Consider the following 11,028-nt stretch of genomic DNA (forward strand, 5'->3'; position numbering starts at 1 on the left):
TCAACGAAAGGAGGCAGTATGGCGGTATCAGCACGTAATCAATTAACCGGTACAGTCAGTGCAGTTGCCACTGGCGCAGTAAATGATGAAGTTGAACTGACGCTGGCTGGCGGCGCAAAACTGGTCGCAATTGTGACCCATAGCAGTCAGCAGGCACTGGGTCTGGCGAAAGGAAAAGAAGCCATTGCGCTGATCAAAGCGCCGTGGGTGACGCTGGCGACTGAAGACTGTGGCCTGAAATTCTCTGCCCGTAACCAATTTGCCGGTAGCGTTTCACAGGTAACCGAAGGCGCCGTTAACGCCACCGTACACATCGAAACTGATGCCGGTTTTGACATTGTCGCGGTCGTGACGAACGAAAGTCAGCAAGAGATGAAACTGAGCCAGGGAAGCCGCGTTATTGCGCTGATCAAAGCCTCAGCCATTCTGATTGCCACCAAAGCGTAATATCCATTCATCATCGCATGGCAAGATTGCCCGATGGCGCTACGCTTATCGGGCCTACGCACAGGTGAGCTTGCTGGCCGGATAAGGCATCGCCGCTATCCGGCACAAAATAACCAGATTACTTCTTGCGCTGATATTTCTCAGGTAATTCCGGGACAGGACGCTTGTCATCAATCAGATGGCGAACGGTCAGAACCGGGTGACGCCAGAGCATTCTCGGCCCGGCCCAACGCATAATTTGCTTCATCTCTTCGCGTTTGGCAGATTGATAGCAGTGCACCGGACACTGCTTACAGGCCGGTTTTTCCTCACCAAATACGCACTTATCGAGGCGCTTTTGCGCATAAGCAAACAACGTATCGTAATGCCCTGGCTCGTCTGAAGCTTCCGGACACTGGCTTTCGTACAGCGAGATCATCTTTTGGATCGTCATTTTTTCACGAGCAATACGTTTGCCGGACATGATGCCTCCATAGCTAAGTTGCATAAATAATACACCTTAAAAATACGCAGCACTATTACCTGAAGGTGATACATCCTCACCCCATGCAAATAAGAATTATTTTCATTTATTTATGCCATGTGCTATATAACATAGCAAAGGCTATATTCGATGATAAATTAACCATTTTGTTGTGAGGGATACTATGCCGCATCTGCCCCATCTGAAATCGTTTCTCCTTGCCAGCGTAATCACGGCGCTGACGCTGTCTCCTGCCTGGGCGAAAGATAAATTTAAGGTAATAACCACCTTTACGGTGATTGCCGATATGGCGAGCAACGTGGCTGGCGACGCAGCAGAGGTCAGTTCCATCACCAAACCCGGCGCAGAAATTCACGAATATCAGCCCACACCAGGGGATATTAAACGCGCACAGGGTGCACAACTGATCCTCTCCAACGGCCTCAATCTGGAGCTGTGGTTTACCCGCTTCTACCAACATCTGTCCGGCGTACCGGAAGTGATGGTCTCAAATGGCGTACAACCAATGGGTATCAGCGAAGGGCCGTACAACGGCAAACCGAACCCGCATGCCTGGATGTCAGCGGAGAACGCACTCATCTACGTGGATAACATTCGCGATGCGCTGATGAAATACGATCCAGACAATGCCGCCACTTACCAGAAAAATGCGGAGAATTATAAAGCGAAAATCCAGCAGACCCTGGCGCCGCTGCATGCTGAACTGGTAAAACTCCCCGCCGATAAACGCTGGCTGGTCACCAGCGAAGGCGCATTCTCATACCTGGCACGTGATAACGGCCTGAAAGAGCTGTATCTGTGGCCGATCAATGCCGATCAGCAAGGGACGCCCAAACAGGTACGCAAAGTGATCGACGCGATCAAGGAGCATCAAATCCCCACTGTATTTAGCGAAAGTACCGTTTCCGACAAGCCTGCGCGTCAGGTCGTCCGTGAGTCTGGCGCGCATTATGGCGGTGTGCTGTATGTCGATTCGCTCAGTGCTGCCGACGGTCCGGTACCGACCTATCTGGATTTACTGCGCGTAACGACAGAAACCATCGTCGGCGGCATCAACGACGGGTTAAGGAGCCAAAAATGAGTCAATCTGCGATTACCGTGAATCAGGTTACGGTGACGTATCGCAACGGGCACACCGCACTGCGGGACGCCACTTTTCAGGTTCCGGGCGGCTCAATTGCCGCCCTGGTCGGCGTCAACGGTTCGGGGAAATCAACGCTATTTAAAGCGCTGATGGGGTTTGTCCGTCTGGCGAAGGGGGAAATATCTATTCTGCAGCAACCGGTGAATAAGGCGCTCAAACAGAATCTGATCGCCTATGTCCCCCAGTCAGAAGAGGTGGACTGGTCGTTTCCGGTACTGGTGGAAGATGTGGTGATGATGGGACGCTTTGGCCATATGGGCTGGTTGCGTCGGCCAAAACAGATCGACCACGACTGCGTGGATGCGGCGCTGGCGCGGGTTGACATGCTGGACTATCGCCACCGCCAGATTGGTGAACTCTCTGGTGGGCAGAAAAAACGCGTCTTTCTGGCGCGCGCCATTGCACAGGACGGCCAGGTTATTTTACTGGATGAACCCTTCACCGGTGTGGATGTAAAAACCGAGGCGCGTATCATCGACCTGCTGCGCGAATTGCGTGATGAGGGCCGGACGATGCTGGTCTCCACCCATAACCTGGGCTCGGTCACCGAGTTTTGTGATTACACGGTAATGATTAAAGGCACCGTGCTGGCAAGCGGCCCAACCGAAACCACCTTTACCACCGAGAACCTTGAACAGGCATTTAGCGGCGTTCTGCGTCACGTTGCCCTGAGCGGCGGCGAACAACACGTGATTACCGATGATGAACGTCCGTTTATTTCGCGACGCCCGGCAAGCGAGGGGGAATAATCATGAACTGGCTGACAGAGCCGTTTGGTTACCAGTATATGCTCAACGCCATGTGGGTCTCGGCGATGGTCGGTGGCCTGTGCGCGTTTCTCTCCTGCTATCTGATGCTTAAAGGCTGGTCGCTGATTGGCGATGCGCTATCGCACTCTATCGTGCCGGGCGTGGCCGGAGCCTATATGCTAGGGCTTCCCTTCGCGCTGGGTGCATTTCTTTCCGGTGGACTGGCTGCGGGCAGCATGCTGTTTCTCAATCAACGTTCACGCCTGAAGGAAGATGCGATTATCGGGCTGATTTTTTCGTCTTTTTTCGGTATCGGGCTTTTTATGGTGTCGCTCAATCCGATGTCGGTGAACATCCAGACCATTATTCTCGGTAATATCCTGGCAATTGCGCCGGAAGATATTCTGCAACTGGCGATCATCGGCGTGGTATCGCTGACCATCCTGCTATTGAAGTGGAAAGATTTGATGGTGGTCTTTTTTGATGAAAACCACGCCCGGTCTATCGGTCTGAATCCAGGTCGGCTGAAGCTGCTGTTTTTTACCCTGCTCTCCGTTTCAACGGTAGCCGCCCTGCAAACCGTCGGCGCCTTTCTGGTGATTTGCCTGGTAGTCACTCCCGGCGCCACAGCCTGGCTGTTGACCGATCGTTTTCCTCGCCTGCTGGCGATCGCCGTGGCTATCGGTAGCCTGACCAGCTTTTTCGGCGCCTGGCTGAGCTACTGGCTGGATGGTGCAACCGGCGGAATTATCGTCGTACTGCAAACGCTGCTGTTCCTGCTGGCGTTTGTCTTCGCCCCCAAACACGGTCTGCTGGCGAATCGCCGCCGCGCCCGCCAGGTCAATAAGGAGCTGGTATGATCTTAACAACGCTGCTGGAACCCTTTCAGTTTAGCTTTATGGTCAATGCGCTGGTCATCTCCACTATTGTGGCTATCCCCTGCGCGTTGCTATCGGTTTTTTTGGTGCTCAAGGGTTGGGCGTTGATGGGTGATGCCATGAGCCATGCGGTTTTTCCAGGGATCGTTCTGGCGTATATCGCAGGCATCCCGCTGGCAATTGGCGCATTTATCGCTGGATTGTTCTGCGCGATAGCAACCGGATACCTCGACGATAACAGCCGCATTAAGCGCGACACCATCATGGGCATTGTTTTCTCCGGGATGTTTGGTGCGGGACTGGTGCTGTATGTTTCCATTCAGTCGGAAGTGCATCTGGATCATATTCTGTTCGGCGATATGCTCGGCATATCACTGAGCGATATCGTGCAAACAACGGCGATTGCTTTGGGGATCGCGCTTATCATCGGGCTGAAGTGGAAAGATCTGCTGCTGCATGCGTTCGACCCACATCAGGCCAAGGCCAGTGGGCTTAACACCGCCCTGCTGCACTACGGCCTGTTGTGCATGATCGCCCTGACGATTGTCGCCACGCTAAAATCAGTTGGGATTATTTTGTCGATTTCTTTACTGATTGCGCCCGGCGCCATCGCGATTTTAATGACGCGAAAATTTTCTCACGCCTTGTGGCTGGCGGTGGTGATGTCGGTCATTACCTCATTTATGGGGGTGTATCTGTCATTTTTCATCGACAGCGCACCGGCTCCCACCATCGTCGTATTATTTTCCCTGCTGTTTGTGATTACTTTTATTTATGCAACCCTGCGCGATCGGCGTTTAGAGAATCAACTTCAGCTGCATGATGTATAAATAATGCTTCATGGTATGTCAGCTAATGATGTTTATGCCTCTAAAGCCTCGTTTCCACATCCTGACGGGTATTATCGTTATTCCATAAGATAAAAAGAGCAACCACGAAATGAAAGAGTAATTTGATACAAACTTCACCAACCACACTTCAATGGTACATTGGGGTGTGGCATTGATATTTGAATTTCACCTATTAAAGATAAAGAAAATCGACTCATTAACCGGTGTTTTATTAACCATCTAACTTTATGATCATTGTTTCGATACTCACTGAAGAAGGATAAGTTGCAGGTTTATAGATAAACCCATACAACATCGGCAAAATTCATATCACACACAAAAAAAATAATTAATAATTTCTTATTAAGCCATACTACTGGCGGGTTATGGCTCCAAAACCCTTCGCCGCCCCCCCCATAACTGAGCCGTATATGCACTCTGAGCATTCAGCCACGCTCTTTGAGCAGCCTGGACAGACATTAATCTCAAAGGTTAAATCACATCAACATCATTATTTAGCCTGCACTTCTGAAAATGATATCAGGCATAAAAGCAATGCTGAGAGGGACTCGTCCCACACCATTAAAAATTGAAATTTAACCCTTCACAATCAAACAATCAAAGAATAAAAAACTATAATAATCAATTTTTATGAATTATATGGCTAGAAAAATAAAAATACTGTTTCATATCAGTCATCCAATCCGACCTGTAACCAGGCTCATTAATCAGGAAAGTTAATATGACGTTAAGAAAGACATACATGAAACTTGCGCTGGCTATTTTGTTCGAAATATTTGCAACAACTATGCTAGTCCTTTCTGAAGGATTTACCCGCATCCTTCCTTCTGTTTTAGCCATAATAGGATATGGGCTTTGCTATTATATTCTAACTTATGTGTTTCGCAGAATGCACCTTGGCGTTGCTTATGCGATCTGGTCTGGTGTGGGTATCGTCGCAGTAAATATAATTGGCATGTTAAATTTCGGCCATTCAATAAGTGGGGGCCACTTACTGGGCATGTGGTTAATCGTTGCCGGAGTTATTGTTATTAATTTTTCCGCAAAATATAAAACGATGGAAAACACATGATTCAAATAATACTCATGAGTACAACGTGGTTATTTATTGCCATTCTTACTGAGGTTTTTGGCACTGCCATGCTACCCAAAACCCGACATTTTCAGAGACTCGTCCCAACCATATTTTGTGCGTTAAGTTACGTAGTCTGTTTTTATGCCCTGGGGCAGGCAATGAAATTAATGACACCAGGTATCGCTTACGCAATCTGGTGTGGTATGGGCACAGTATTAATTACTGTGATAAGTAGTATTTATTACGACATGCATACCAGCATATTTGAAAAAGCAGGTATTGCACTGATCCTGAGTGGCACGCTGCTGATGGGATTTGCATAAAAGGAGTTATTAAATGGAAAAGCAACTTACCGATCGTATTGACGCCCTGAAAGTCCAATATTTCAGCGCAAAGCCGTTTATCTCTGTTTCAAGGGCACAGGCGGTTACAGAAGTCTATAAAAACAACCCCGGGCTGGATCTGATTATGTTACGGGCACTGGCCTTTCGGCGCGCCTGCGAACAGGCACCTTTATGGATTGCCGAGAATGAGCTTATTATCAGCCACCCGGCAGGCGGTCCGCGCGGTGGAGAAGTATCACCAGAGCTCAGCTGGCGCTGGGTGGCTGAAGAACTGGATACCGTAAAAGAGCGTAAACAGGATCCCTATCAGATAAGTGACAGCGCAAAGCGTATTCTCAGAGAAGAAATCTTCCCTTTTTGGCGCGGTCGCTCGCTGGATGAAATCGCAGAAACGCAACTCCGTCATGCAGGCCTCTGGGAATGGTGCAATGAGTACGGCGTCTGCGACGTGACCATTAAAACCCAGAATGGCGGTGGTGATACCTGTCCGGGTTACGACACGTTATTACTGACAGAAGGTATGGGCGGTTTACGTGACAGGGCTATTCACGCAATTGAACAGCTAAGTTTAACCTGCGCAGAAGATATGGAACGCCACCAATTCTATCTGGCAATGAAAGAGACCTGCGATGCGGTGATCCATTACGCCCATCGTTACAGCGACTACGCCGCACAACTGGCTGCTGAACAAACCGATCCTCAACGCAGAGTAGAGTTGAACCGTCTCGCTGACATTTGTCGCCGTGTACCGGAACACGCGCCGCGTAATTTTTATGAGGCGCTTCAGTCCCTGTGGTTTGTACAGTCTCTGTTTTGTCTTGAAGAAAACCAGACCGGTATTTCACTGGGACGCGTCGATCAGTATCTCTGGCCATTACTGGAGCGTGACCTGGCAGAAGGGACATTGACTCATGCCCAGGCAGAAGAGTTACTGTGTTGCTGGATGATTAAAATGGCAGAGAGTTTGTGGATTTGTAGTGAGTCTACAGCAAAATATTTCGCTGGGTATCAACCATTTATCAATATGGTTGTTGGCGGGCAAAAACGTGAGGGCGGCGATGCCACCAATCCGCTGACAATGATGATTATGGCCTGCTCACGCAAGTTGAAAATTTATCAACCCAGCCTGGCTGTAAGGATACATAACCAGTCACCGTGGCACTATCTGCGCGAAATTGTGGAAGTTATCCGCGGGGGAACAGGTTTTCCGGCCTGCCATTTCGATGACGCGCATATCAAAATGATGCTGCGCAAGGGATTTGATTATGAAGATGCCCGTGATTATTGCCTGATGGGCTGTGTTGAGCCTCAAAAGTCCGGGAAAATGTATCAATGGACATCTGTAGGCTATACCACGTTTACTCGGCCGCTGGAACTGGCGTTTAGTAATGGTTATGGGCCGCAAGGTGAGCGTATCGGTCCGCAGACCGGCGAACTGACAGAGATGACCACTTACAACGATTTTGAAGCGGCAGTAAAACAGCAACTGGCGGCTATTACGGCTAAAGCGGCCCAAGCCACACTCATCATCCAGAAGTTGCACAGACAGTATGCGCCAAAACCGCTTATTTCCTGCCTGATTGAGGGATGCCTGGAAAAAGGTCGCGATGTTACCGCGGGCGGAGCGTGGTTAAACAACGGCCCCGGGCTTATCTGGACAGGTCTGGCTGATTTAGCGAACGGGTTGATGGCCATTAAAAAAGTGGTGTATGAGCAAGAGCAGGTCACTCTGACTGAGCTGGATGAAGCGTTGAAAGCCAATTTTGTTGGGCATGAAGCGCTTCGTCAGCACTGCCTGCGAGCACCGAAATACGGCAATGATATTGCAGAAGTTGACGAACTGGCGCGTTCCCTTATTCATTACACTGAGCAAGAGCATCGCCGCTATCACATGCTTTATGGCCGCTTCACGCACGGCACGCTATCTATTTCAAATAATACGCCGTTCGGACTGGCAACCGGTGCGTTGCCTGGCGGCAGACTGGCTCATAAACCTCTGGCCGACGGGATAAGCCCATCGCAGCAAACCGATATCAATGGCCCGACGGCAGTGATTAACTCGGTGAGCAGGATAAACGTTGAAGAGATGGAAATCGGCATGGTGCATAACCTCAAACTAATGCACGGTATGTTGGAAAGCGATGAAGGCATTAATCAGCTGATTAACCTGCTTCGCACCGCCAGTATGCTTGGTAATGGGCAAATGCAGTTTAGCTACGTCGATAATGAAGAGCTGAAGCGCGCGCAGGCACGCCCGGAGGAGTATCCGAATTTGATGATTCGTGTGGCCGGATATAGCGCATTTTTTGTTGAACTCAGCCGTGAGGTGCAGGATGAAATCATTAGCCGTACCGTTCAACATGAATGCTGAGCCGCTAACAGGCCGCGTCTTTAATATTCAGCGCTTCTCGTTACATGATGGCCCGGGTATTCGCAGCGTCGTATTCCTTAAAGGATGTCAGATGAGCTGTATTTGGTGCGCGAATCCCGAAGGATTGCGCCAGGATAATGACGTGCTGTGGCGTGCCAGTAGTTGCCAGCACTGCGGGGCCTGCGTTGATGCCTGCCAGAAAGGTATTCATCAGTGGAGTAATAAGCATCACGTTATTGATCCCAGTATGTCGTGTGATGGCTGCCGTCTTTGTGAAGAAGCTTGCCCGTCCCAGGCGCTTAAGATTGTCGGACGTCAGATGTCAGTTGATGAGGTACATCAAGAGGTCGTAAAAGATGTAGCTTATTATCAGTTATCAGGAGGAGGCGTTACGCTCAGCGGCGGTGAAGTGATGCTTCAACCGGATTTTGCAGTCCAGGTACTACAAAACTTACGCCGGGAGGGTATCCATACCGCGGTGGAAACGGCAGGGTTCGCCCCCTGGTCAGCGGTTGATAAAGTCAGCACGGTGGCTGATCTGGTGCTCTATGATCTCAAGCTGGCGGATGACACACTTCATCAACGATTTACCGGGGTCAGTAATATCCGTATTTTACGCAATCTTGAAAAATTACTGACGTTGAATACTCCAGTGCGCCTGAGGATCCCAGTGATTCCCGGCGTTAACGATTCATCACATGAAATAAATAATATGCTCCAGCTTATCAGCAATCTTACTGCCGGAAAGACATCCTTTCAGGGTATTGATTTATTGCCTTACCATGCTTACGGCGTACAAAAATACTCACTGCTGGGACGCGATTACCCGGCCAGTACTATTATCAGGAAGGGTACAGAAAGTAATGGCGCAACATTCCTTCAGATTGCAAAAGACAGAGGAATCTCCGCTACGCTTTCAACCAGCCTGGTGGGTTAAAAGAACTGTACCGCAATTGCACAACTTTGGTTTAACAACATTACTCATTTTTTCAGCAAACTGTCTGTTATCTGTAGTAATTTTGTTGATAAGCTAATAACAGAGAATATTACCACTTCGGGCTAAATTCATTAGCGACTGTTAAATTCGTTAATAATTACCAGTTATATTGATGAGAAATTTCATAAATGTAACCAATGTACGGGAGGCAATTTAGCGCATAATCACCCGGATATCTGTGTTATAATTTTCTGTAATAACGCAGGTATCTGGTAATTGCCAATATGATTTTTTTAATTGCGGAGAAAATAAAGTTTAATCCAGAGGATGGATCGCTAACCCATTGTGCCACACAGGAAACGGTAAAACTCACCCTAACGGCCAGTCGCTTGCTGGAAACCCTATTAGGGGCGTCTGAAGGGATACTATCACGTGAGAAATTATTAACTATGGTATGGGACGATTATGGCTTACAGGCGTCCAATAGCAGCCTTAATCAGTATATCAGCATCTTACGTCGCACATTATCTGCATTCGGCTGTGAAGAACTGATAATTACTGTACCGAAGATGGGGTTCAGGCTAAATCCTGACATCACGCTTCAGTTAACCCAGACAGTGCCGTTCAGTATACCTGAACAGGTCAATTCTCAACGTGCCGGGAAACTGTTTTCTTTAAAAAATGCGTATCTCACGGTGATTATCGTTCTGACATTATTCATTTGCGGTGCGATCGTTTTTTTTAATACCGTCTCATCGGTCAGTACCAGCCACTACCCGTTGTATAAAGACAGTCTGGCGACCGGGTGCGAGGTGGTGTATATGAAAAATCTGAGTGAGCGAGATCGGGAGAAAGCCAGGCAGAATATTGCTGCCATTCTTAAGGACAATGCTGCCACCTGCGGCCCTGAACAAAAGGTGATATTTGACAGCAATGACTCCTTTACCGCGCGAAGCGCCGGGCGCACCCTTTTTTCGCTTTGCACCGCAGGAAAAAATCATCAAATTATCGCGTGTGACAACGTCTACTACCACAACTGGAAGCAATCATGAAAATTAAATGGATAGTGTGCATGGGTCTTGTCCTGATTGCTGTCTGCCTGGGTGTTTCATTTAACTATGCCCATGGTATCAGTAACTTCAAATGTACGAATCAGTCACGCTATCGTATAACAAGAAATTCAGTGGTATATGATTTCTATGTTAAGCAAACCATTCAATTATATGAAGATAATACGGGTTTTATTTCATTTAATGGTAAGGTTGTGGGAGGCGATGTAACACAAAGCGTGAGCCGTAAAATTCTTCTGCGGGATGGCCGCCAGATAGATAACCATACTCTCCAGTACCAGAATGACGGTGTTCGCAGATTACCGGCAGATCATGTTGAGGATGATATTTTTCAAATCTTACTGGCAGAAGTCGGCGGTGATGACGCAACCCTGATTTTTGAGCGTGAAAGAATTGATAACCACGCCTGGCTTATCGGTAATCCGGATGCCTAGGTTCTGACTTGTGTTGAATATTAAAACAATAAAAGCGTGACTACAGAGTTAAATAATTAAACCTGCAATGACATTAAGTCACCGCCCTTGTTTTAATATTAAATTATAGCAGTATTAAACAACATCCTGAATTTATCATACCGTGTACCAATGGCTACCCCTCATTACGGTTGCGGGTACACAGTGATATTGAATGCGGTGACTGAACTTTTACCAATAAGCATTTGAATTAACTCGTCCATGC

At 48.3% G+C, this 11,028-nt stretch carries 12 protein-coding genes; 11 read left to right on the top strand and 1 reads right to left on the bottom strand.

Features of this window, described 5'->3' with window-relative positions; genetic code table 11:
* Nucleotides 1–18 precede the first annotated feature (18 nt).
* Nucleotides 19–447: a TOBE domain-containing protein gene (locus tag OGX91_RS16280; protein WP_005130615.1), complete on the top strand. Its 429-nt coding sequence runs from the start codon at nt 19–21 to the stop codon at nt 445–447.
* 118 nt (nt 448–565) lie between these two features.
* Here the strand turns inward: OGX91_RS16280 and OGX91_RS16285 are convergent, their stop codons facing one another.
* A complete protein-coding gene (locus tag OGX91_RS16285; protein ID WP_005130616.1) occupies nt 566–910 on the bottom strand; it encodes a nitrous oxide-stimulated promoter family protein in 345 nt (114 codons plus the stop codon).
* Nucleotides 911–1,094: 184 nt separating this feature from the next.
* On the opposite strand from OGX91_RS16285, the gene OGX91_RS16290 reads away from it, so the two are divergent.
* From OGX91_RS16290 to OGX91_RS16335, 10 genes are all read left to right on the top strand, one after another.
* On the top strand, nt 1,095–2,012 hold the full coding sequence (locus tag OGX91_RS16290; RefSeq protein WP_286626852.1) for a metal ABC transporter substrate-binding protein: 918 nt from the start codon (nt 1,095–1,097) through the stop codon (nt 2,010–2,012).
* Entirely contained in the window at nt 2,009–2,824 is an 816-nt protein-coding gene (gene sitB / locus OGX91_RS16295; protein ID WP_040232236.1) for an iron/manganese ABC transporter ATP-binding protein SitB, read from the top strand. The genes OGX91_RS16290 and sitB overlap by 4 nt, the downstream gene beginning before the upstream one ends.
* A 2-nt stretch (nt 2,825–2,826) precedes the next feature.
* Nucleotides 2,827–3,684, top strand: coding sequence for an iron/manganese ABC transporter permease subunit SitC (sitC, locus tag OGX91_RS16300; RefSeq protein ID WP_040232234.1), 858 nt, complete (start codon nt 2,827–2,829; stop codon nt 3,682–3,684).
* Nucleotides 3,681–4,532 (top strand): iron/manganese ABC transporter permease subunit SitD, encoded by an 852-nt coding sequence (gene sitD / locus OGX91_RS16305; protein WP_040232233.1) that lies wholly within the window; start codon nt 3,681–3,683, stop codon nt 4,530–4,532. Before sitC ends, sitD begins: the two co-directional genes overlap by 4 nt.
* A 763-nt stretch (nt 4,533–5,295) precedes the next feature.
* Entirely contained in the window at nt 5,296–5,625 is a 330-nt protein-coding gene (locus OGX91_RS16310; protein ID WP_245163444.1) for a DMT family transporter, read from the top strand.
* Entirely contained in the window at nt 5,622–5,951 is a 330-nt protein-coding gene (locus OGX91_RS16315; protein ID WP_040232230.1) for a DMT family transporter, read from the top strand. The genes OGX91_RS16310 and OGX91_RS16315 overlap by 4 nt, the downstream gene beginning before the upstream one ends.
* A 13-nt stretch (nt 5,952–5,964) precedes the next feature.
* Nucleotides 5,965–8,343: a choline trimethylamine-lyase gene (gene cutC / locus OGX91_RS16320; protein WP_188232177.1), complete on the top strand. Its 2,379-nt coding sequence runs from the start codon at nt 5,965–5,967 to the stop codon at nt 8,341–8,343.
* Nucleotides 8,306–9,280: a glycyl-radical enzyme activating protein gene (locus OGX91_RS16325; RefSeq protein ID WP_286626856.1), complete on the top strand. Its 975-nt coding sequence runs from the start codon at nt 8,306–8,308 to the stop codon at nt 9,278–9,280. The genes cutC and OGX91_RS16325 overlap by 38 nt, the downstream gene beginning before the upstream one ends.
* Before the next feature lie 284 nt (nt 9,281–9,564).
* The gene (locus OGX91_RS16330; RefSeq protein ID WP_286626858.1) at nt 9,565–10,332 is read left to right on the top strand and encodes a winged helix-turn-helix domain-containing protein; all 768 of its coding nucleotides are present in this window, start codon (nt 9,565–9,567) and stop codon (nt 10,330–10,332) included.
* Nucleotides 10,329–10,784: a FidL-like protein gene (locus tag OGX91_RS16335; protein ID WP_286626860.1), complete on the top strand. Its 456-nt coding sequence runs from the start codon at nt 10,329–10,331 to the stop codon at nt 10,782–10,784. The genes OGX91_RS16330 and OGX91_RS16335 overlap by 4 nt, the downstream gene beginning before the upstream one ends.
* Nucleotides 10,785–11,028: the final 244 nt, after the last annotated feature.

The organism is Citrobacter sp. Cpa228 (genome assembly GCF_030333085.1).
Classification (GTDB): domain Bacteria; phylum Pseudomonadota; class Gammaproteobacteria; order Enterobacterales; family Enterobacteriaceae; genus Citrobacter; species Citrobacter pasteurii.